The sequence below is a fragment of the Parasedimentitalea marina genome (genome assembly GCF_004006175.1).
GTDB lineage: Bacteria > Pseudomonadota > Alphaproteobacteria > Rhodobacterales > Rhodobacteraceae > Parasedimentitalea > Parasedimentitalea marina.
Genome location: NZ_CP033221.1, coordinates 187,080 through 209,716, shown reverse-complemented (window position 1 = coordinate 209,716; position 22,637 = coordinate 187,080). Strand labels below are relative to the sequence as shown.

Annotated in this window: 16 protein-coding genes and 9 pseudogenes; 13 read left to right on the top strand and 12 right to left on the bottom strand. The window is 54.4% G+C overall.

Annotated features, from left to right (window positions below; genetic code table 11):
- Positions 1 to 11 precede the first annotated feature (11 nt).
- The 5 genes and pseudogenes from EBB79_RS23100 to EBB79_RS23075 form a co-directional block, all read right to left on the bottom strand.
- Complete coding sequence (locus EBB79_RS23100; protein WP_127751385.1) at positions 12 to 299, bottom strand: sarcosine oxidase subunit delta; 288 nt, start codon at positions 297 to 299, stop codon at positions 12 to 14.
- Positions 300 to 311: 12 nt separating this feature from the next.
- Positions 312 to 1,560: pseudogene (locus EBB79_RS23095) on the bottom strand (sarcosine oxidase subunit beta family protein).
- Positions 1,561 to 2,844 carry an MmgE/PrpD family protein gene (locus tag EBB79_RS23090; RefSeq protein WP_238705167.1) on the bottom strand — a complete coding sequence of 428 codons (1,284 nt, stop codon included), beginning with the start codon at positions 2,842 to 2,844 and terminating at the stop codon, positions 1,561 to 1,563.
- 139 nt (positions 2,845 to 2,983) lie between these two features.
- Positions 2,984 to 5,216, bottom strand: a pseudogene (locus tag EBB79_RS23080) (TRAP transporter permease).
- A gap of 115 nt (positions 5,217 to 5,331) precedes the next feature.
- Entirely contained in the window at positions 5,332 to 6,342 is a 1,011-nt protein-coding gene (locus tag EBB79_RS23075; RefSeq protein WP_238705166.1) for a TAXI family TRAP transporter solute-binding subunit, read from the bottom strand.
- Between the two features lie 173 nt (positions 6,343 to 6,515).
- Here EBB79_RS23075 and EBB79_RS23070 point away from each other — a divergent pair, with 173 nt between their 5' ends.
- Positions 6,516 to 6,731: a helix-turn-helix domain-containing protein gene (locus EBB79_RS23070; protein ID WP_127751381.1), complete on the top strand. Its 216-nt coding sequence runs from the start codon at positions 6,516 to 6,518 to the stop codon at positions 6,729 to 6,731.
- A 67-nt stretch (positions 6,732 to 6,798) separates the two neighbouring features.
- A complete protein-coding gene (locus EBB79_RS23065) occupies positions 6,799 to 7,215 on the top strand; it encodes a LysR substrate-binding domain-containing protein (protein ID WP_164860910.1) in 417 nt (138 codons plus the stop codon).
- A 240-nt stretch (positions 7,216 to 7,455) separates the two neighbouring features.
- Here the strand turns inward: EBB79_RS23065 and EBB79_RS23060 are convergent, their stop codons facing one another.
- Together EBB79_RS23060 and EBB79_RS25765 are read right to left on the bottom strand one after the other, a co-directional pair.
- A complete protein-coding gene (locus EBB79_RS23060; RefSeq protein WP_127751379.1) occupies positions 7,456 to 7,710 on the bottom strand; it encodes a type 2 periplasmic-binding domain-containing protein in 255 nt (84 codons plus the stop codon).
- A 68-nt stretch (positions 7,711 to 7,778) separates the two neighbouring features.
- A complete protein-coding gene (locus EBB79_RS25765; RefSeq protein WP_420850428.1) occupies positions 7,779 to 7,874 on the bottom strand; it encodes a hypothetical protein in 96 nt (31 codons plus the stop codon).
- A 115-nt stretch (positions 7,875 to 7,989) separates the two neighbouring features.
- Between EBB79_RS25765 and EBB79_RS23050 the strand changes: the two genes are divergently transcribed.
- The 4 genes from EBB79_RS23050 to EBB79_RS23035 all read left to right on the top strand — a co-directional run bounded on the left by EBB79_RS23050 (position 7,990) and on the right by EBB79_RS23035 (position 10,965).
- Positions 7,990 to 8,430, top strand: a complete 441-nt coding sequence (locus tag EBB79_RS23050; RefSeq protein ID WP_127751377.1) for a hypothetical protein — start codon at positions 7,990 to 7,992, stop codon at positions 8,428 to 8,430.
- A complete protein-coding gene (locus tag EBB79_RS23045; protein ID WP_164860909.1) occupies positions 8,430 to 8,723 on the top strand; it encodes a hypothetical protein in 294 nt (97 codons plus the stop codon). Before EBB79_RS23050 ends, EBB79_RS23045 begins: the two co-directional genes overlap by 1 nt.
- Positions 8,724 to 8,734: 11 nt before the next feature.
- Positions 8,735 to 8,953: a hypothetical protein gene (locus EBB79_RS24650; protein WP_177627907.1), complete on the top strand. Its 219-nt coding sequence runs from the start codon at positions 8,735 to 8,737 to the stop codon at positions 8,951 to 8,953.
- 941 nt (positions 8,954 to 9,894) lie between these two features.
- Positions 9,895 to 10,965, top strand: coding sequence for a TauD/TfdA family dioxygenase (locus tag EBB79_RS23035; RefSeq protein ID WP_127751375.1), 1,071 nt, complete (start codon positions 9,895 to 9,897; stop codon positions 10,963 to 10,965).
- Between the two features lie 27 nt (positions 10,966 to 10,992).
- Here the strand turns inward: EBB79_RS23035 and bhcR are convergent.
- Positions 10,993 to 11,830, bottom strand: a pseudogene (gene bhcR / locus EBB79_RS23030) (HTH-type transcriptional regulator BhcR).
- A 164-nt stretch (positions 11,831 to 11,994) separates the two neighbouring features.
- Here bhcR and bhcA point away from each other — a divergent pair.
- The 4 pseudogenes from bhcA (at position 11,995) to bhcD (ending at position 16,358) form a co-directional block, all read left to right on the top strand.
- Positions 11,995 to 13,170 (top strand): annotated as a pseudogene (gene bhcA / locus EBB79_RS23025) (L-aspartate--glyoxylate aminotransferase BhcA).
- Positions 13,171 to 13,200: 30 nt separating this feature from the next.
- Positions 13,201 to 14,147, top strand: a pseudogene (gene bhcB, locus EBB79_RS23020) (beta-hydroxyaspartate dehydratase BhcB).
- Between the two features lie 13 nt (positions 14,148 to 14,160).
- Positions 14,161 to 15,323, top strand: a pseudogene (bhcC, locus tag EBB79_RS23015) (3-hydroxy-D-aspartate aldolase BhcC).
- Between the two features lie 69 nt (positions 15,324 to 15,392).
- Positions 15,393 to 16,358 (top strand): annotated as a pseudogene (gene bhcD / locus EBB79_RS23010) (iminosuccinate reductase BhcD).
- A gap of 71 nt (positions 16,359 to 16,429) precedes the next feature.
- Here the strand turns inward: bhcD and EBB79_RS25485 are convergent.
- From EBB79_RS25485 to EBB79_RS25110, 4 genes are all read right to left on the bottom strand, one after another.
- Positions 16,430 to 16,666 (bottom strand): MBL fold metallo-hydrolase, encoded by a 237-nt coding sequence (locus EBB79_RS25485; RefSeq protein ID WP_338045820.1) that lies wholly within the window; start codon positions 16,664 to 16,666, stop codon positions 16,430 to 16,432.
- Positions 16,641 to 17,285 carry an MBL fold metallo-hydrolase gene (locus EBB79_RS23005; protein WP_338045819.1) on the bottom strand — a complete coding sequence of 215 codons (645 nt, stop codon included), beginning with the start codon at positions 17,283 to 17,285 and terminating at the stop codon, positions 16,641 to 16,643. The genes EBB79_RS25485 and EBB79_RS23005 overlap by 26 nt, the downstream gene beginning before the upstream one ends.
- 9 nt (positions 17,286 to 17,294) lie before the next feature.
- Entirely contained in the window at positions 17,295 to 18,641 is a 1,347-nt protein-coding gene (locus tag EBB79_RS23000) for an aspartate aminotransferase family protein (protein WP_127751374.1), read from the bottom strand.
- A gap of 320 nt (positions 18,642 to 18,961) precedes the next feature.
- Positions 18,962 to 19,444, bottom strand: a complete 483-nt coding sequence (locus EBB79_RS25110; protein WP_238705154.1) for an IclR family transcriptional regulator — start codon at positions 19,442 to 19,444, stop codon at positions 18,962 to 18,964.
- A gap of 110 nt (positions 19,445 to 19,554) precedes the next feature.
- On the opposite strand from EBB79_RS25110, the pseudogene EBB79_RS22990 reads away from it, so the two are divergent.
- From EBB79_RS22990 to EBB79_RS22980, 3 genes and pseudogenes are all read left to right on the top strand, one after another.
- Positions 19,555 to 20,498, top strand: a pseudogene (locus tag EBB79_RS22990) (tripartite tricarboxylate transporter substrate-binding protein).
- A 339-nt stretch (positions 20,499 to 20,837) separates the two neighbouring features.
- The gene (locus EBB79_RS25105; protein ID WP_238705153.1) at positions 20,838 to 21,107 is read left to right on the top strand and encodes a tripartite tricarboxylate transporter TctB family protein; all 270 of its coding nucleotides are present in this window, start codon (positions 20,838 to 20,840) and stop codon (positions 21,105 to 21,107) included.
- Between the two features lie 12 nt (positions 21,108 to 21,119).
- Positions 21,120 to 22,636: pseudogene (locus EBB79_RS22980) on the top strand (tripartite tricarboxylate transporter permease).
- The last annotated feature ends 1 nt before the right edge of the window (position 22,637 follow it).

Sequence of the window (22,637 nt, the reverse complement as noted above, 5' to 3'; positions counted from 1 at the left end):
GGTCGGCGCCTCTATTTGCTGCGGCCAAGGGAGCGGGCCACATCGCGGGCCAGCTCAACCTTGGTGATTTCATGGGTGGTGGTGTCGCGTGTCACCACCACCCAGCTGCGATCGCCGGTCTCGTGGAACCACAGCTCGCGGTGCAGACCTGCGGGATTATCCCGCAGATACAGGTAGTCGTGGAACTGCTCCTGGGCATCCTCGGCCTGCCAGTCGGGCCGGTTGATCAGCGAAGCATCGCCCAGATAGGTGAACTCTTGCGCGTCGCGAGGGCCAAGAAGCGGGTGGTTGATCAGCATCTCAGGTGCTCCTCAATGCAGGTTGGGCTGGGCGCCCATGCCTTTTCATCGATCATGTGGCCACGCCGGAAACGATCAAAGCGATAGGCGGTGGCAACGTCGTGTGGGGTGTCGGTGGCCAGCAGATGGGCATAACACATGCCCGACGCCGGGATGGCCTTGAAGCCGCCGTAACACCAGCCGCCGTTGAAATAGAGCCCGTCAATATGGGTGCGATCAATGATCGGAGAGCCATCCATCGACATGTCCATGACGCCGCCCCACATGCGCAGCAGACGGGCGCGCCCCAGCGCCGGGATCAGCGCCATGCCGCTTTCGCAGACATCCTCGACCACCGGCAGATTGCCCCGCTGGGCATAAGAGTTGTAGCCGTCAATATCGCCGCCAAACACCAGCCCGCCCTTGTCGGACTGACTGCAGTAAAATGACCCGCGCCAAAGGTGATGACGCCGGGCAGAATGGGCTTTAACCCCTCCGAGACAAAGGCCTGCAAGACATGGCTTTCGATCGGCAGCCGCATATTGGCCTTGGCCATCAGCCGACCAGACGAGCCCGCAACCGCGCAGCCGACCTTACCGGCGCCAATGAACCCGCGCGAGGTTTCCACCCCTTTGCAGATCCCATCCTCAATGCGGAACCCGGTGACTTCGCAGTTCTGGATGATATCAACGCCCAGCCTGTCAGCGCCCCGGGCATAGCCCCAGGCCACCGCATCATGGCGCACCGTGCCACCGCGCCGCTGCGCCAACCCGCCCTTGATCGGGAACCGGGCGTTGTCAAAATCAAGAAACGGGTATTCCTTGCGGATCTGCTCGGTGCTCAGCAGCTCGGCATCGGCCCCGTTCAATATCATGGCATTGCCACGCCGGACAAAGGCATCGCGTTGCGCATCGCTGTGGATCAGGTTGAGAATGCCGCGCTGGCTGACCATCGCATTATAGTTCAGCTCCTGCTCCAGACCCTCCCACAGCTTCAGCGAATACTCATAAAACGGCTCGTTGCCATCCAGCATATAGTTCGAGCGGATGATCGTGGTGTTGCGGCCAACATTACCGCCGCCAATCCAGCCTTTTTCAAGCACCGCAATGCGGGACTTGGCAAAGGTCTTGGCCAGATAATACGCCGTGGCCAACCCATGCCCACCACCGCCAATAATCACAAAATCATACGAAGATTGCGGCTCAGGATCACGCCAAACAGGACCCCAGCCCCGATGACCCGTCAAAGCCTCTTTAATCACACGAAGACCTGAGTACCGCATTTAGTCTTCCCCTTTTTGATCACCGGGCGCGATGGACCCCAATGCATCAAGTAAAGGACCGGCGGTGCCCTCTCGCAGCACCTCAACGCCTACGACGATGGCATCGACCTGCTCCTGTGAAAGCCGACCTTCGGCCAAACCGCGAAACTTCTTAACCAGCTCGGCGCGGGACGGCGGATTGTCCGGTTCGCCCCAAGGCGCGGACACAAACTCTTCAAAGCTGGCATCAGCCGTAATGACCCGGATACGCGACGGATTTTGAGCCGGAAACATCGGGTCCAATAAGGCGTCATGGCGGACCACGATCTTTTCGGCCAGCGCCACGGCTTGCGGATGGTGCAGCGCCTCGTTTGACATGGGCGACAGCGCGTCTTCGCCGAGGACCGCAGCAATGGCCATACAGTAGGGCACACTATATTGCGCACTTTCCAGCGAGGGCGGGTCAGCCAGGTTGTTCAGATTTGCGGATTGCAGGAACGTCTCCACCTCGATGCTTTGAATATCAGCGACCGAAAGTCCCTGGTCGCGCAAAATCACCAACAGTCCCTCAACAGCGCTGTGACACCATCGGCAACAGGCATAGCGCTTGAAATAAGTGCGCAATATCGCGTGCGAAACAGAGTTGCCGTTCGGCGTTTTGGGGAAGCCCCCTTTGGCTAACCCTTCAAGTGCGAGCGAAGGCGTGTAACGCTCTTCGATGTCCATAGCATCGCGGCAACCAGTGAACCCTTGCTCGGCCAGGGTACTGGCCATCATGCCGGCAACAACGGACCACGGAATGGATTCCTTAACGTTCGACCCCATGTCCTGACTATGGGTCAGGTCAGCAACCCGAGGACCATGATAAACCGTCGTTGCCAATGCATGCATCAACTGCTGAGCATTCAGCCCGGCCGTTCGGGCGGCCACAACAGCAGCCCCAAGCCCAGTATAATTGCCCGTGTGATAGGATCGATGGTTTTCTGACATCCCGCCCCGGACGCACACTTCATAGCCCGCGACGACATTGGTCAACAGATCGATACCCTTGGTTTTCGGGCCACTCGTTGCCAGTGCTGCTGGAACAACTGCGGCACCCGGATGTCCGTTGGCCCGCCGGTGGCCGTCGTCAATATCAAGGCATGAAGCGGCAGCTGCGTTGGCAAAAGCGGCCCCTGTGGGATGCATCTGCCGGTCGCTGAACCACACTTTGGCCAACCCCGGTCCAAAAGTACTTTGGGCAACTGCCCGCACGCGACTTGCTCCATCCATCTGCTTGTTTAGCAATAGCGCAGGCGATAGCATCAAGAATGCAGTCTCCTGCTTTGTCCAATACATCAGCTGGCAGCTGGTCTGGGCGCAATTCAATGGCCCAGTCCGCCAGTTGTTCAGTCACCCATGTGCTCACAGTAGGGTTCCTCCGAAATTTTAAGGTTTGTTGAGATTACTTTGACTTGACCCAAAGCGGGGATGGATCGGTCTTACGAATATGCAGTTGCGACATCAGAACAGGCGCAGCGACAACAAGAGCAACAATATTGCTGGTCATGCTGGGGCCACCATCAGGATACCTGCGATAGCGATGACCCACCGCCAGATCCCCTGCATCCGTTCCAGGAAGAACCCCGAAATACCCGTTGCAATCATAACGATTCCAAGTGCACAGGTGAGCGATACATGCAGGAAAGACCACAGTGTGAAATACTCTGGCAACATGATCAGCATGGTTGGCGCATAGACAAAGACCATTGGCACGATCAACTTGCCCGTTCCCAAAGTGAACGCGCTGACACCGGTGCGAAAAGGGTTGGCTCCGGCAATCCCGGCGGCGGCATAGGCTGACGCACAGACCGGTGGAGTGATTTCCGAAATCACACCATAGTAGAGCACAAACATATGGGTCGCGAGAGGCGGCACGCCAAGTTGCGACAATGCAGGTTGAGCGACAGCAACCAACATGATGTAGAGTGCAGTTGTCGGTAATCCGGCTCCCATCAGGATACAGGCAATGGCAACCAATACCAGCGACAGAAACTGCTGGATCGAGCTTTGCGTAAAGACATCAAGCGTCGTCCAATCCAGAAGCGGGGCCAATACGGTGGCCATATCCGCTGCGCCGTTGGTTACCATAAAACCAAGACGAAAGCCGACTCCGGTTGTGTTGATAACCCCAACAACAATGCCCACAGCAGCAGAGGCAGCCCCAACGGCCAAAGCGTATTGCACACCAACGTGGCAGCTGTCGAACAGATCCCGAAAGGTTTGACGTTTGTTGCGATGCAGGGTGCCGATGATAGTAAGAGCAGCAAGAACGCCGGCCATCTGAGGACTATAGCCCTCACCAGAGTGAGGTGAAGCTTTCCAGAAAACGAACCCAAGGAAGGCCAAAGGCACTATCAGGCTGGCCGGCTTGTCGAAAGCACAAAAGCCCACCACGACACAAAGGCTAAGGCCGACAAAGGCGGCCATATTGGGTGAGTATCCCGAAAACAGCACCATAAGTAGGGCAAGCAGCGGAATAACGGTGTACCAGCCATCACGCCAAACCTGCACGAAATTCGGCAGCTGATCTTTGGTGTAAGTTGGCAGGCCAAGCCGTTTGGCGGTGAAATGCACAATCGACATCACACTGATATAGTGCATCAGTGCCGGAATGAGTGCGGCGATCACGATGGTCGTGTAGGGCACCTCAAGGTATTCTGCCATCAGGAAGGACGCCGCCCCCATGATGGGCGGAGTAATCTGCCCGCCTGCCGAGGCCGCGGCCTCGACCCCGCCAGCAAAGTGACCGGGATAGCCCATCTTCTTCATGTTAGGGATAGTCAGCGAACCGGTTGACACCGTATTGGCGATTGAACTGCCTGAAATGGTGCCAAAAAACGCCGATGACACCACCGAGACCTTGGCCGGGCCGCCCGTATAGCGCCCCGCCATGATCATCGCATTGTCGACAAAGAACTGCCCCAGCCCCATGCGCTGAGCAACCACACCGAACAGGACAAAGTGAAAGACCACTGTCGACACAACCCATAGGGTCACACCAAAAATACCTTCCGACGGGAAGTACATGTTGTTGACGAATTGCTGCCAGTTCACCCGGGATGTTTGAGGATCTGCGCAGGCATATATGGGCCAAAAAGCGCGTAGATCATGAAAATGGAAATAATAAGCGGCAAGACGAAACCAATCGTTCGCCTGGCGATTTCCAGTACCGTCAAGATTAGAATTGACCCAAAAAACACGTCTAGATTTGACGGGTTACCCTGGCGCAGCGATTGCTCGCTGATGTCAAAGCCCAGGCCCGTGAAGCCACGCCAGCTGAACCAGAGGAACAGAGCAGCGGCAATTCCTAACCCAGCCAACGCCCAATCGTAGAGCGGCACGTTGCCAGGAGCGAAGGCGCGCGGTCCGTGCCATTCCAGCGCCCGAGCGGATTTTATCAAAGGGAACCCGACAAAGATGAACAGAAACAATCCGGCCAGGTGGATGCCCATGTGAACGTGATCCACAGGCGTGCCAAATCCGGCTGTCCAGAAATGATACAGCGCAAAAATGATCGTCGCCCAATATATTACCTTGGTCAGGGTCGGACCATTGTCACGCGTGTTAAGCGAAGAATCGAATTTCTTTTCAAGCGCTTCAAGCGCCTCGGGATCAAGTTGAGAGTCAGGCGACATGATTGAGCTTTGCTATTGTTGGAAAAACTTCAGGAGAAGTCCAAATTTTTCGACAGGCCAGGAAAACTGGCGGCACCAAGGAGGAGAGACCCGGATGCCGCCAAAAGGGTGCAGATTACTTAAGCAGGCCGGCTTCTCGATAGAAACGCTCGGCTCCAGGATGCAGCGGCACTCCAATCCCTTCGACCCCTTCCAGCGCAGTCTCCAGCGTGATCGCCTTGCCTTTAGGATGGCCGTTATCCAAAAGCTTGCGCGCTGTATTCGACCACATTGCCTTGGTGATTTGGTAAACCAGTTCTTCGTCAATGTTGGCGTTGGTCACAAGCATGCCAGAGACCGCCACTGTGTTCACATCATAAGTCACGCCAGGGTATGTACCCGCCGGGATCACTGATGGGATGTAGTATGGTACAGTGGAGTTGGCCATCTTGACCTCCTCCGGTGACCAGTTGTGCAACTCCATACCCTTGGTATTGTCGAGCTGAATCAATGCAGCAACCGGTGTACCCGCCGCATAAAAGTAGGCATCCAGTTGACCATCGGCGATACGTTCGGCACTTTGAGCGTTGTTCAACTCAGCCTCATCCATATTGTCACGGGTCACATTGTAATCGGCCAACATAAGTTCGACCGCAATCTGCGTGCCAGACCCCGCCTGGGCGATACCGACGCGCTTTCCCGCAAGATCGGCCAGACTGTTGAGCGATGCGCCTTCGGACAAAACAAGATGCAGATCTTCGGGATATAAGTTTGCGATCACCCGCAAATCCGGCTTGGCGTTGCCTTCGAATTTACCCTTGCCATTGTAGGCAAAATGCAGCGTCGCAGCCCCAGATAACCCGGCTTCCATCTGTCCATTTTGAATGGCATTAACATTATGTGCCGAAGCATTGGTTGATTGCGCCATTGCCACCAGACCGGGCACACCACAGTTGCCGCCGTCATCGCACGCCCGCGATCCCGGTGGATTTGAGATGGCGTTGGCAATAATGCCACCAATGGGGAAATAGGTGCCACCTGCCCCACCGGTTCCAATCCGGAAAAATTGCATTTCCTGCGCTTGCGCTAATCCTCCTGCAAGCACAAGGCAGCCAAATGTTACTGCACCAATGGTAGATCTGATCATCATTGTAGTCCTCCCTAAAGACACTAAATACTCTTAAGTCGCGGGCACGGTTCGTCCGATTTTTCCCAATCAATTTTCACACTACAGCGTGCCGAGGCACAAAAATAATCGCAAATATTGCTACAGGCATAAATTTCCTTTATGACCCTACATCCACGCCGGAGGGTCTGCGTATGAATTTCAAACAGCTCACCGCCTTTAGAGAAGTGATGCTGACAGGTTCGATATCAGAGGCCGCTCGCAATCTGTTACGCACGCAGCCTGCTATCAGCTCGCTTATTTCTGGCATGGAGGAAGAAATCGGTGTCAAGCTGTTCGTCAGGCAGGGCGCACGGGTACATCCAACTCCGGAAGCACATTATCTTTTGATGAGGCCAATGCGATTTTGAACCGTCTGGATACGGTAAAGTCGACACTGAAAAGCATTTCCGATCTTGAAAAGGAGCCCTGCGTGTCGTGTCTATCCCTGGCCCGTCGGTCATATTTCTACCAAATCTGATTTCAGATTTTGTAGTCGGCAAACCGGGCATTCACGTCACTTTGAGTACGAGAACATCCGCTCAGACACAGCGGTCGATTGCCACACAGGAGTATGACGTCGGATTGGCCGACGTCGGTTTCGGAAAAGTAAGCGATTCCAAATTGATCAAGCATGACATCATCGAATTTCAGGGATTATGTGCGTTACCGATCAATGACCCATTGGCGCAGAAAGACGTCATCACGGCACAAGATCTAAGTGACCGACCGATGGCTGTTCCAGAGAAAACCACCCAAGCCACATTCAAATTCTTGCAGCGTTTGGCGAAGCCGATGCCCGCCTCAATTCTCGGTACGAATCAACATTTTTCATACCAAACTTCACTTATATAGAGCGTGGCCTTGCCTACGGAATTGTTGATCCATTTAGTGCAGAAAGTTATCAATATTGGCAAACGGAGAAACCGAAAATTGCATTTCGCCCTTTTAGACCCAACATTATGATGCCTTTGACAATTATGTCGCCGTTACATCGGCCCTTATCCATCGTTGCTCAAGCATTTCTGGACAAACTTTCAGCCGAGTCTTATCGCATCAAGGCAAACTGGGCGTTTTGATCTACTCTAAGGGCCGCTAAACCGAGCGGAGTTGTTGGCACAGCAACTCAACTGTTGGCGCGCTTGCTTCTGCTGCAGCTGTTACCATTCTTATCGGCAAAATGAGGTCTGCAGCGAGAGATACAGTTGCAACCGCATTTTCATCTACGTGCTGCATTACATCTTTGCTAACAACTGAGCGGCCAACGCCCTGTGCAACAATTTCAACGGCAGCGACCTGCGTGCGGGTTTCGGCACGTATCGTGATTGGCACTTTCGCTTGATCAAACATATGATCTGCCGCAATTCGAAATGGACTTGACCGGGACAAGACAGTTCAATTTGCTGAGAATTTCAAGATCACTCCGCAGGTTCGGAAACTGCTCGGCTGATCGACGGTTGCGAAACGTTTAAGGCCAAGGCCGCTTTGCGTGCGGACCGAAGCCGGTACGCCATCTGAAACAGTTCAATTTGATGGGCTGACGAGCGCATACATAACCTCAATGTATCAAAGACTACATTATTGATATTATCATTATAGTGGCTGCCGCGATAAGTGTCGGCTCAAACCATGGAGTCACCTGTATCATTTGATCTCACGCTGCTCACCATTGCTGTAGCTCTCGGCGCAATACTTCAGGTGGGTGTTGGCATTGGTTTCAGCATTGTGGCAGGTCCGCCCATGATGGTTCTGCTTGGAACGCCCGTTGCTGTTCCAGTTCTGCTGCTGCTCAATACAATCGTTTCTGCGGTTGCCACAGAGTGGCAGACTGTCCAGAGCCATTTTCGGCTAATTGCCTTGTCGATCAGCGGATGTCTGGCCGGTATCGCCCTTGGGGCGCTGACCTATGCGATTCTGTCAGAAGCCGCCATTCTTGGGATCACCGCAACGCTATTGCTATTGGGTGTCGTCACAACATTCTTTCATCTGTCAGTCAAAATCCCGGGTTTATCTCTGTTTCGGGTCTATCCGGGGTGGCCACGGTCTGGGCTGCGACACCCGGTCCTTTGATGGTCTTTGGTCTGATGGCATTGGGGCGGTCACCCTCTGACATTCGTCGATTGGTTCAGCCGATTGCCCTAGTGGCATATGGTGTTTCGCTATTGCTGCACGGGCTGTCCGGTTGGCAGCCGATCACCGAAACACCCGCCGTGCCCGCTTTTGCCGCGGCCGCGATTGTCGGCAGCCTGATTGGGCGCGCTTTCGGCCCCTATCTACCCCGTGGTTTCATCATCAATTCGGTTCGGTTGGTTTCACTGTTCGCCTGTTTAGCGCTCTACCGCCGTGCCTATTTGCTCGCATAAGGAACTCTGCCATGCATGATCCTCTACACCTAGTTTCCAAATTCCCGCAGGCGGCACTGTTGCCAAACCCAACGCCGGTAGAACGCCTGGACCGGCTATCTGACAAGTTGGGTATCGATCTTTGGATGAAACGCGACGATCTGACGGGGCTTAGTTTTGGTGGCAATAAAACCCGCCAACTGGAGTTCTATATCGGGGCGGCGCTGGCCCAAAAGCCGACACCATTTTGATCACCGGAGCCGTTCAATCAAACTTTGCCAGAACCGCAGCTGCCGCAGCTGCAAAATACGGGATGAAAGCGGTTTTGCAACTGGAGGAACGAGTTCCCGGAATGGGGCTAAGCATATTATGCTTCGGGTAACGTGCTGCTGGGCCAACTACTGGATGCAGAATATATGTCATTTCCAGAGGGTGAAAACGAAGTTGGCGCTGATGCCGCGCTAGCAGACCGCGCGGATTGATACTGTCACGCATAATCTGGCCGATCTTATGGGCATCGAACGACCCTTCGGACTGGATTCCATCCGGACGTGGGACAGTGCCCTGGCACCAGGCTATGGGCAAGTCGGTCCAAAACACACACCGCCCTCAAGTTGATGGCGCAATCCGAAGGCATTCTGTTGGACCCCGTCTATTCAGCAAAACCTTTGCCGGACTTCTTGATCTTCTGGATGCAGACCTGATCTCTCGGGGCAGAAGGTTTTGATGCTCCACACAGGCGGGGTCCCGGCCATTTTGGTTATCAGGAAGAGCTGCAAAGCACGGTGTCGTAGGGATAGCAAACCAGATGGCCTGGGCAGGCAAACCCAGACCTAGGCCATCGATGAAACAATTCTGCGATACTGCAGCCCTTCGCAATCGAATACTCCAAAACAATCCGCAGCAATTGAGCTGCCAAACCTTCTTTTGCCACCGGCAACGGTCGCGCCTCTCAACGTAACAACTAAAATCCAATATCCTTTTCATATCTACTAATGGATCAGCGTATCGCACATTATGTGACCCCCAACAGGGTTGCAGTCTAAGACACGCTGCCCTTGTCTGGATGCCCTTCAGGGCTCGAAGGACCGGAAGAGAGGGTTCATTGCTCCTGACATATGGCTTTCAGTTATTTTATCTTGCAAGCAATGCCACTAGGTGTTGATTCTGACGTTCAGCAAAAGGACACGCGATGTCGACCACACTTCCGCCCACTATGGATATGCTTCCTGACGCCTTCACTGGACCGTCCGCATGGTTGGGCAAGGATATGGTGAACACTCAGGATGCCTGGCTGTACCACTTGACCGATGCAGACATTGGCGACCTCGAAACTGCGGCTCGCCATTTTCAAAACCTCGGCCTGAATGTTGGCGAAATCACCGCCGAGACCTTTCCCTTGGCGACGTTCGGCGCGCATATAACACAGATCAAAGAAAAATTGCTGTCAGGCGTTGGGTTTGAAGTTTTACGTGGGTTGCCAACTGCGGGATATACGCAGGCTTTTGCGGCAACAATATTTTGCGGCATCGGGGCACATATTGGCAGTGCGCGATCGCAGAACGCAGACGGGCATATTTTGGGACACGTGCGTGATATCGGGGCCGATGCCAATGATCCAAACAGCCGTATCTACCAGACCTGCGAGCGGCAAACATTTCACACCGACAGCGCAGATGTCGTCGGTCTATTGTGCCTCCGCGAGGCCAAAGAAGGCGGGAAGTCCCTACTGGTCAGTGCCGAGTCAATTTACAACCGGATGAAACAAGATCGGCCAGATCTACTGGTCAAACTCTTTGAGCCCATTGCAACAGACCGCCGTGGTGAGATCCCAGATGGCGCTAAACCCTATATGGAGATCCCAGTACTGAGCTGGCATGAGGGATACCTGACCGCCTTTTATCAACGGCAATACATTGACAGTGCCCAGCGATTCGACGACGCAATTCGCCTGACACCCGCGCACGTCGAGGCATTGGATATGTTTGACAGTCTGGCCAACGATCCAAGTTTATGTTTTGGCATGCAGTTGGAACCGGGCGATATGCAGTTTGTGCACAACCACTCTCAACTTCACGACCGGACCGGATTCCTAGATTGGCCGGACCCCAGTCAACGGCGCCATTTGATGCGATTGTGGCTATCGATCAGTGGCGACCGCCCTCTACCTGACTGCTTTAAGGAACGGTATGGATCCATCGAGATCGGTAATCGAGGCGGGATTATTACCAATAAGACCCAGCTTCATGCGCCGCTCGATTAACAAGCAGTTTCAACCGACGCCAGGCCTTTATTGCTTAGGCTGACCGCCAATGGCAGCCGACAGTTTAGCTGCGGAAGCTAAGACGGCCTGGCTCAACACAGGTATCTGGTCCAATCCAACACGTGAGGTTGGGCCTGACACAGAGATGCCCGCCACCGCTTCACCATGGATATCAAAGACCGGCGCCGCTATACATCGCATGCCCAAATTACGTTCTTCCCCGTCATGCGCATAGCCCCGTTGCCGGATAGTTTGAAGATCCTCTATCAACGCATCTCTGTCGGTCAATGTGTGCTCAGTGAAACTTTCAAGCGGAGCCTTGGCCAGAAATTTTTCAATGCGTGGCTTGTCCATTTCGGCCAGCAGGGCCTTGCCGATGCCAGAAGCATGAAGTCGTGACAACGTACCGGGCGGGAAAAACGCGCGAATACTGGCATGCGTCTCGACCTGACTGACAAACAGAACATGGCCGTTTTGCTCTATACCGATATTGGCAGTTTCACCGGTTTCTTCCATCAACGCCCGCAGGAATGGACGGGCACGTTCGACAAGGCTGGTGCGGCGCAGAAACCGAGATCCTATGACAAACGCGCGCGCGCCGATGTTCCAGACTTGATCAATCTGATCAAACTCAACCAGCCCCGCCCTCTAACGTCACCAAAATACGATAAACGGTGGCCGGAGACTGGCTAAGATCACTTGCAAGTGTGGATAGAGATTTACCCTGAGTGTCACTCAGGAACTCAAACACTTCCATTGCACGATCCAGCGATTTGATCGTGTTTTGGGCCGTTTTATCGTTCCAGTCACGGGGTCGACCACGGGATTTTCGCGTCGACTGACCTGCATTATCTTGGGAATCCATAAAATACATCCTATTTTATGTGAAAGACGTTTTCACCATATGAAAAATGCAAGTATCTGACAATAGTGTATTTTTACACCTCTCCAAATTTGAAAGCTTTTTCAAAAGTATCACCGTCGGAGCCGGAATTCTACTGTGGTGGCAACACGTAATAGGAGACGACCATGAGCTTCCAGAATCCAGTTTTCATTCCCGGCCCCACCAATATGCCAGAGGCGGTCCGTCAAGCCTGTTATATGCCAACAATTGACCACCGCTCGCCGACCTTCGGTAAAATCCTGCACCCCTGCATTGATGGTGTGCGTCAGGTTCTAAAGTCGAAAGACGCCAAGATTTTCATCTTTCCGTCAACCGGCACCGGCGGCTGGGAAACTGCATTGTCCAATACCCTTAGCAAGGGCGACAAAGTCCTGGCGGCGCGCAATGGCATGTTCTCGCACCGGTGGATCGACATGTGTCAGCGCCACGGTTTGGATGTACAGATTGTTGAAACCCCTTGGGGTGAAGGTATTCCAACGGACCATTACGCAGAAATCCTGAGGGCCGACACCAACCATGATATTAAGGTCGTGCTGGCCACACATAATGAAACCGCAACTGGGGTAAAATCAGACATTGCTGCCGTCCGCAAAGCACTGGATGCAGCTGGCCACCCGCGATGTTATATGTTGATGGCGTCAGCTCTATCGCCTCGATGGATTTTCGGTTTGACGAGTGGGGCGTCGATATTGCTATCACCGGTTCGCAAAGGGATTTATGTTGCCCGCAGGCCTGGCCATCATCGGCTTTTCCAGCAAGGCAATCGCAGCATCAGCACAATCTGACCTGCCAACAACCTTCTTTGACATTGGCGACATGCAAAAGGCTATGACGCCAATGCCTTCCCTTACACCCCACCGGTTGGCTTGATGAACGGTCTGAAGCTGTCATTGGACATGCTGCTAGACGAAGGGATTGAGAATGTATTTGCGCGCCACCACCGCATCGCCGAAGGTGTTCGGGCAGCGGTTTCGGCCTGGGGTCTTGAACTTTGCGCAGCGTCCCCTGACCTGTATTCTGACACCGTCAGCGCTATTTGTACGCCGGAAGGCTTTAACGCCACGGATATTGTGACCCTCGCGGCTGAAAAATACGGTGTGGCCTTTGGGGTCGGACTTGGCGAGGTTGCGGGCAAAGTGTTCCGCATCGGTCACCTGGGCAGCCTGACAGATGTCATGATGCTCAGCGGTTTGGCCACCGCCGAGATGTGCATGGTTGATCTGGGTCTGGATGTAAAACTCGGCTCGGGCGTTGCAGCCGCACAGGACTACTATCGGAATAACCCATTGATCGCGGAATAATACTCGGCATCACAAAAGGAACCGGAAATAATGTATATTCCAACCTTTGATGACATGAAGGCCGCCCATGAACGGGTAAAACCTTACATTCATCGCACCCCGTGTTGACCTCGTCCTTTCTGAACGAGCTGACAGGCGCGCAGCTGTTTTTAAGTGCGAGAACTTTCAGAAAGCTGCGGCCTTTAAGGTACGCGGTGCATCCAATGCGGTTTTCGGTCTGTCAGATGAAGAGGCCAAGGTAGCGTCTGCACCCATAGTTCGGGCAACCACGCACTTTCCCTTAGCTATGCGGCGGGTCGGCGCGGCATCCCATGCAATGTGGTGATGCCACGCACAGCGCCGCAGGCCAAAAGGATGCGGTGATTGGCTATGGTGGGATTATCACGGAATGTGAGCCCTCAACCTCTAGCCGAGAAGAGGTGTTCGCCCAGGTCCAGGCCAAAACCGGGGGCAATTTCGTGCATCCCTATAATGACCCCCGTGTCATTGCTTACCAGGGTACATGTTCACAAGAGCTGATGGAGCAGACAGGTGGCTTAGATATGGTTGTCGCGCCCATCGGCGGTGGCGGCATGATATCGGGCACCTGTTTGACCTTGTCGACCCTCGGGCCTGAAACGCAGATCATCGCAGCAGAACCCGAGCAGGCCGACGACGCCTATCGCAGCTTCAAAGCCGGACACATCATTGCAGATGATGCACCAGTGACAATTGCCGATGGCCTGAAGGTTCCGCTGAAAGATCTGACTTGGCACTTTGTCTCCAACCACGTCACCGACATTCTGACCGCCAGCGAAGACGAAATTATCGCCGCGATGAAGCTGACCTGGATCCGGATGAAAATCGTGATGGAGGCCAGCTCGGCTGTGCCTTTGGCCACCATCCTCAAAAATAAAGATCGGTTCGCAGGTAAGCGGGTCGGTGTCATCATCACGGGTGGGAATGTCGACCTCGACTTTCTGCCCTGGCTCAATTGAAGGGAGCTTAACTATGAACACGCATATTAATCTAGAAGACCTAGAAGTAGGCTTTGACGTTCCCGCCCTTCCCGGTATGGACGAGGCCGACATTCAGACGCCTTGCCTGATCCTTGATCTGGACGCGCTAGAGCGCAACGTCAAGAAAATGGGTGACTACGCCAAGGCGCATGGCATGCGTCACCGCGCCCACGGTAAAATGCACAAGTCGGTCGACGTGTTGAAGCTGCAACAAGACATGGGCGCTGCCATTGGCGTGTGCTGTCAAAAGGTATCCGAGGCCGAAGTCTTTGCACGTGGCGGCATCAAAGATGTGATGGTGTCCAACCAGGTGACCGATCCGGTCAAAATCGACCGTCTGGCCCGTATGCCCAAGCTGGGTGCGCGTATTCTGGTCTGCGTTGACGATCCGGAAAACGTCAAAGCCTTGTCAGAAGCAGCCGTAAAACACGGCACACAACTCGAAGCACTGGTCGAAATTGATTGCGGCGCTGGTCGTTGCGGTGTGAACACAACGCAAGACGTGGTGAACATTGCAAAACTGATCGACGCAGCGGATGGCCTGAAATTTGCCGGTATCCAGGCCTACCAAGGCGCCATGCAACACATGGATCTGTACACGGACCGCAAAGAAAAGCTGGATGCGGCCATCGCTCAGGTTGGCGATGCAGTGACCGGCTTGAAGGCCCAAGGTCTGGAATGTGACATCGTTGGCGGCGGCGGCACTGGGTCGTATTATTTTGAGAGCAACTCGAACGTTTATAACGAACTTCAGTGCGGGTCATATGCCTTTATGGATGCTGACTATGGCCGTATCCTTGATAAGGATGGCAAGCGCATCGACGACGGCGAATGGGAGAACGCGCTGTTCATCCTGACAACCGTGATGAGCCACTCAAAAGCTGACAAAGCCATCGTGGACGCCACCTGAAAGCACAGTCAGTCGACAGCGGGTTGCCAACAGTGTTTGGCCGTGACGATGTTGAATACCTGAAGTGTTCCGATGAACACGGTGTGGTTGCCGACGCGGACGGTGTTTTGAAGGTAAACGACAAGCTGAAACTGGTGCCGGGCCACTGCGACCCAACCTGTAACGTGCACGATTGGTATGTTGGCGTTCGCAACGGCAAAGTTGAAACGCTTTGGCCCGTCTCGGCCCGCGGAAAAGCATTCTAAGGCCACTCTCCCTGGCCAAACCTGAGGTCGGCACTGCTTACCTCTTCCTTATTTTGGAAAGAACTCCACATGATCATCATTCCAGAGCGTGAAATCCCAGATCTCATGACCCGCACCGCAGCCTTCGACGCCGTCGAAGGTGTTTTGCAGCTATGGCCTCGCAGGATGCCTATAACTTCGCAGTTATCCGTGAAGCCATTGGCCACGAGGATGCGCTGTATGGTTTTAAGGGCGGGTTCGATCAGGCGGGCATGGCGCTTGGCCTCAAGGCTGGCGGTTATTGGCCAAATAACATGGAAAAGCATCAGCTTATCAATCACCAGTCGACTGTCTTTTGTTTGATCCGGATACTGGCCGCGTCAAGGCAATGGTCGGCGGCAATCTTTTGACTGCATTACGAACAGCGGCTGCCTCTTCTGTGTCGATCAAGCACTTGGCCCGCAAGGACGCCAAGGTCATCGGCATGATAGGTGCGGGACATCAGGCAACATTCCAGCTGCGCGCCGCCCTTGAACAGCGCGAATTCGAGAAAGTCATTGGCTGGAACTTCCACCCGGAGATGCTGCCGAATATTGAAAAAGTTGCCAACGAGGCTGGCCTACCGTTTGAAGCGGTCGAGCTGGATCAACTGGGCCAGGACGCGGATGTGATCATCTCGATCACCTCGGCCTTTGCGCCATCTTTGCTCGCCGAGCACGTCTCAGCAGGCACACATATTGCCTGCATGGGCACTGATACCAAAGGCAAGCAAGAGGTCGAATCCGCGCTATTGGCCCGTGCAACTGTGTTTACGGATGAAGTTGCCCAGTCCATCAGCATCGGCGAGGCACAGCATGCCGTGGGCGAAGGCTTGATCAAAGAAAGCGATGTGCACCAGCTGGGTGCCGTCATCAATGGTACCCATTCCGGTCGAACCTCTGCGGACGAAATTACGCTGTTTGATGGCACTGGTGTTGGCTTGCAAGACCTGGCCGTGGCGGCAAGCGTCGTTGACCTGGCCATTGAAAAGGCGTGGCCATAGAAGTCGATTTTTAATCGATTTTGGGGCTGGCTGGTGATTAGGACACACTTGGTGTTCTGATCAGCCGCCAGCCCCAGTTGCACGGTTATAGCGTGATTTTGATACCGTCATGCCCGACGATCAGCGGGCCATCCCAATGATCTGCAACCGCCGCTTGCCATTCAGGTTTGCCATAGGTCGGATCATCGGCGGGGATCAAGTGCGACAGGGCCAGCCGTTTGACCCCAGCGTTTGTGGCCGTTTTAGCCGCGTCATGCGCAAAAGTATGAGACCGCAGCCAATGTGCCATCAGCTTGTCACTGCCATTTCCGATACGAGCCATCAGCGCAGGCAATGCGGCCTCCAGCATTGCCTCGTGGATCAGCAAATCGGCACCTCGGGCAAAATCCTCCAGCGCTTCGATTGGCGCGGTATCGCCGGAAAACCACATGCGTGGTGTCGGTTTTGAATGACAATGCAAAGCAATCAATCAACGGTGGGTGTTCGGTGCGGATCGCCGAAACCTGCAGTCCAGCCTGATCAAACACCGTCCCCGCGTCAATGACATGTATATGCACGAGATCACGCAAATCCGGGCGGCCCTCGTCTTCGATCCGCAGGTCGATATCGGCCTTCATCGATTGGAAGAAGCCATCCATATAGACGTCAAGACCCGCGGGGCCGTAAATCTCTACAGGGGTTTGCAAACCGGATGTCCAGGCCGTGTGCAGCAAGGGACCCAATTCCAGATAATGATCAGAATGCATGTGGCTGATGAATATCAATGACAGATCTTTCAACAGCATACCCTGATCGACCAGACCCTTGGTGACACCAAGGGCACAGTCCACCACGATCTGCTGACCGTTCAGAACAAACAGGTTCGATGTTGGCATCGATGATCGCGGACGGACAGAGGGACCACCCTTGGTGCCCAATAGGGCTACGTAATTCTCGGACATATCAGCTCCTTACGCGGCCGCTAAACCAGCGTCGAGCGCCGAAAGAAGGATATTGGCGTCGTCTTCAGTCAGGATCAACGGTGGCGACAGGATCAGGTTCGGACCAGAGACACGGACCATGGCGCCGCTCTGATAGGCGACCTCTTGTACAGTCGCGGCGCGGATTGGATCGATGGGCTTCTTAGATGCCCGGTCGCTGACCATTTCGATTGCGGTCATCAAGCCATGGCCACCCCGGACATCGCCGATGATATCGTATTTCGCCATCAGGGCCTGGCAACCCGCATACAGTTGATCGCCTCGGGCGGCGGCGTTATCGACGACATTTAACCGCTTGGTTTCCGCAAGGCAGGCCAGTGCGGCCGCCGCTCCGACGGGATGGCCGGAATAGGTATAACCATGGCCAATTTTAGCCGATGGATTGCCCTCAAAGACATCAACCACCCGGTGGCCCAGCATCACAGCTCCGAACGGGAAGTATCCGTTGGTGATTGCCTTGGCTGTGCACATCATGTCAGGCTGGATGCCCCAAAGACGTGCGCCAGACCATGCCCCCGTGCGACCGTAGGCGGTGATTACTTCGTCGGTAATCAGTAAAATTCCGTTGCGATTACAGATCTCTTGCACCATTGGCGCAAAGGATTTGTGAGGCGGGATGACACCGCCGGCGCCGAGGATCGGCTCCATGATCATGGCCGCAATGGTGTTTGCACCCTGAAATGCGATCTCATCTTCCAGCGCCTGCACACAGAGTTGCGCCAACCGTTCCGGATCTGTTTCGTTGAATGGGTTGCGGTAGGTATAGGGCGCTGGGATATGGAAACAGCCCGGTAACAGTGGCTCATAAGCAGTGCGGAAATTGGCATTGCCGTTAACGCTGGCGCCGCCCATATGGGTGCCGTGATAGCCCTTTTTCAGGCTTAGGAATTTTGTACGCCCAGCTTCACCCCGCAGCTTATGATACTGACGCGCAAGCCGCAGCGCGGTTTCAACCGAATCCGAACCACCAGAGGTAAAGAACGCGCGGCTCATCCCGTCGGGCTCAAAGAACTCGGACAGTTCATAGGACAGCTCAATTGCGGCGTCGTTTGAGGTGCCCCGGAAGGTGGAATAATACGGTAGCTTGTCAAGCTGCGCGGTCATCGCGTCTTTGACCGGCTGGCAGGAATACCCCAGGTTCACGTTCCATAATCCGCCGACTCCGTCTACCACTTTGTGACCATCGATGTCCGTGATGGTCACGCCCTCTGATCCGGTGATGATCTTGGGCGGGTTGTCGATTGTATCTTGCGGAGAGGTCATCGGGTGCCACATCAGGCGGCCGTTGTGTTCTTTCAGAAAGTTGGAGTCTTTCATGGTGCAGTTTCCAATGCGTGCGAAGGAGTGAGGGTCTTGGCCCAGCTGGCCTCGATGTCGGTGGGGACGGTCCCGCCCCAATTTCGGGTGATTGTGCGACTGGCAGTGACAAGGTTCTGTTGGATAGATCGCTCAAGGTCTGGGGTGAAGCGAGTGGCGACGCAGGCAACGGCCACGGAACCTGCAAACAGTCCGGTTTGATCGAAAATCGGCGCGGACAGCCCGTAAACTTCAGTCTCGTAACTGCAGTTCCCCGACCAAAGCCCGTATCGCGCACAGCATGAACCACGCCGTCAAGTTCCATGGAGGTTTGTGCCGTGCTAGGGTAAAACCTCCATATTGGCCAACGCCACCTCCATTAGGTTTGGTGGCCCAAATGCAAGCGTACAAAGCCCAGATGCAGTGGCGTGCAACGGTAGGGTTTGAACGTCGATAATTGCCCGGGTGCTGTGATTGGGCGATTCGCACGAAGCAAGCGCATAGACGGTTGTGCCTGATAGAACCGAAACATGTGACGTCTCGCCAGTGGTGGTCGCAAGATCCAACAACGCCGCTTCTGCCCCTGCTTTTCGCGGCACAGTGGCTTCGCGAGTTTGGGCAAGTTGCAGCAATGCCGGGCCAAGTCGATACTGTTTTGTCACCGGGTTTTGCTCAACAAACCCTGCATCTTCAAGGTCTTGAAGGTGACGATAGGTTGTCGCCTTGTTGCGACCAACCATACGGCATAACTGCGACAACCCGATCTCAGGATGGGCAAATGTAAACAGCGCCAATAGCTCAAGTGTTTTCGTGGCAGACGACATTCAAACCTTCACTTTCTGTCAAACTCAAAAATAGTTTGACACATCACATTTAACAAGGCAACCTTTTACGAAACGATGGTTCATTATGCGAACCGACACAGGGGAGAGAAATGATCAAGTTTACAACGTCAGTTACAGCAATGGCCCTAGCCATGGTCGCCGTCGCAGGGGTGGCTCAAGCCGAGTACCCAGAGAAGCCGGTCGAGTTCGTCGTTCCCTGGCCTCCGGGTGATCTGGAGGATGTGTTGACACGCATGATCGCCGAAGACTTCTCTGAGGCATATGGTGTGCCAACGGCTGTTGTGAACAAACCCGGTGGCGGTGGTGGACCGTTCCCCGGAGCCATCGAAGTCGCGACGGCGCCAGCTGATGGCTATACCATCGGTTCCTTCATTATCGCCATTCCAGTTGTCGGCCCGCAGATCGGTATTCCTGAACTGAACCCTGACCCCTTTGTGCCACTGGGCAACTTTCTGACGTATCCGTTTGTCATCGCGACAAGCGGCAATGCGCCATATGACGACATGGCTGGACTTGCCGAATATGCGGGTGCGAATGATGTAGTTTTGGGCCACTTTGGGGCGCCATTGGTGCCAACACAAGTGACGCTGGGTCTGGCCAAAGAAATGGGCTTTTCCTTTGCAGCGGATGCGGCATTCGACGCGCTGGATTGCAACACGCTGGCCTCTGGCGACGTGGACGTTATCAACACAACTTTGCAGCTGATCTTGCCTTGTCTGGACGATGTCAAAGTTCTCGCCTCTATCGGATCCGAGCGTATCCCGCTGACGCCAGATGCCCCAACCGTGGCAGAGCTGGCGCCAAATCTGGACGTAGCTTTGTGGAACGGTCTGTTCGTGCACGCAGACACACCTCAGGATGTGCAAGATAAGATCATGGCTGTTGCGGAAAAAACGATGATGTCTGATCGTGCCCGGCAACTGGCCGCTGACACAGGTGCGCAGGTTTACTGGCAGCCTAAAATGAAGTCGTTACTCAGATCCAGAAAGACATTGGGACGATGGCTGGCATTGACGCAATGCTTGCCGAGTAATCACAACACTATGGGTCGGGCGCACCACGTGCCCGACCTTTCCAGTTCAAGATCACGGGAGGCGGGTTGCCATGTCGCGCGTCAAAACGCTTCAATCTTTGTTCAAACGGTATCGCCGACCCGGTGACATTGTTTTGCATGGTTCATCCTTATCGTGTCGGTGTTTCTGCTGACCCAATTGTTTGACCAAACAGCATACAAAAACGGTGCTAAGATGTTCGCCCAACCGCGCTTTTGGCCTGCAGTGTCCCTGATCGGAATGACCGGGTTTGCGCTGTTTCATGTGCTTGGTTCGCTTTTGTCAGAGCGTATCGAGGGCCGTTGGCGCGAGGTGTTGACGTGGATCGCGTCACTGGAATACGCCGCTGGTTCATCGCCTACGCGGCCGCAGTACCCTACACGGGATACCTGCTCACCACGGTCACTTTTGCAGTGATGTTAGCCTTTCGCGCAGGGTACCGCAGTGCGCGGGCTTTGTGGTCAGCCGTTGCAGCCTCGATCGTTATTGTCGTGCTATTCAAGACCGTTTTGAAAGTGAACCTGCCTGCGGGCCGGATTTACGAAGTGCTGCCCGACGGGTTGCGCCAAATCATGCTCACTTACTTCTGATCGGACGCAACGATGGAAAACCTAATAGCTGGCGCCGAAATGTTGGCCCGTTGGGATGTCATGATGGCCCTGTTTGTGGGCTCTATTGGTGGCGTGATCATTGGCGCGATCCCCGGAGTTGGCCCCGCAGTCGCCATTGCAATTCTGCTGCCCGCGACCTTCTCGCTTGATCCAATTGTGGGTCTGACCATGCTGCTCGGCATCTACGGATCATCAATGTATGGCGGCGCAATTCCTGCTGTGTTGATAAATACGCCCGGAACAGCCGTGAACGCATTGACGTCTTATGACGGCTACCCGATGACTAAAAAGGCGAGGCCCACCGCGCCGTGTCACTGGCCTATAGCGCGTCATTTTTTGGCGGAATTTTTGGTATCATTTGCCTGATATTGCTCTCACCCGTGCTTGCGTTGATAGCGCCCATGTTCGGATCGCGTGAGATTTTCCTGGCCGCGCTGCTGGGCATTATACTTGTCATTCTTGCCCACCGCGGTCAAATTTTTGCAGCCGGTTTGTTGGCAATGTTCGGTATCTTTTTGCAAACTGTCGGCTTGGATGCCGTGACTTATACACAGCGCTATACCTTCGGTTATTCGTTCCTCAGCTCAGGCATCAACCTGATTGTCGTTGTCCTTGGCCTGTTTGCGCTTAGCCAGGCATTCGTGCTGCTCACCGCTCCGGACAGCAGCCCTGATGCCAAACCTGTTACTGGAAAAATGACCGCAGGCATCAAAGAGTTGATGAAACACAAACGCGTGGCCAGTGTCGCGGCTTACTTTGGTGTTATCCTTGGCATGATCCCCGGCACAGGAGAATTCACCGCCCAGTTTATGAGCTACACCTACGCCCAGAAGACGTCCAAGAACCCAGAGAAATTCGGCAAAGGATCGCCCGAGGGTCTGATTGCATCCGAGGCCGCGAACAATGCGGTTCCCGCAGCTGCCATGATACCGCTTTTGGCCCTGGGTATTCCGGGCGAGGCATTGACCGCGATGATGCTGTCGGTGTTCTACGTCCACAACGTCATCCCCGGACCGCAGCTGTTCCAGAACAACATTGACCTGGTATACGGCCTGTATTTCGCACTGATCCTGCTGAATGTGATCGTGATGGTTTTCCTGCTGTTTTCTACCAACCTGCTGACGAAAATCATTCGGGTTCCGACACGATTCCTGGGTGTGATGATCCTGATCCTGTCCTTTGTTGGCGTCTACTCGCTGCGCAACTCATTGACGGATTGCATGATTTCTGCAGGTTTTGGGGTGTTTGGGCTGATTTTGAAACGTCTGAATCTGCCGATTGTGCCGATCATTCTTGGAATGGTCTTGGGGGGCATCATGGAGGTCAAGCTGCGCTCTGCTTTGCCGCGTCTTAAGACACCATTCGATATGATCGACCGCCCAATTACCTTCATCCTCTTCGCTATCATCCTCATCGTATTAGCGCTGCACATTCGCACGCTGGTCAAAGAATATCGGGCCTACCAGCCTGAAGAGGACCACGATCTCCACGACAGTCATACACGGTAGA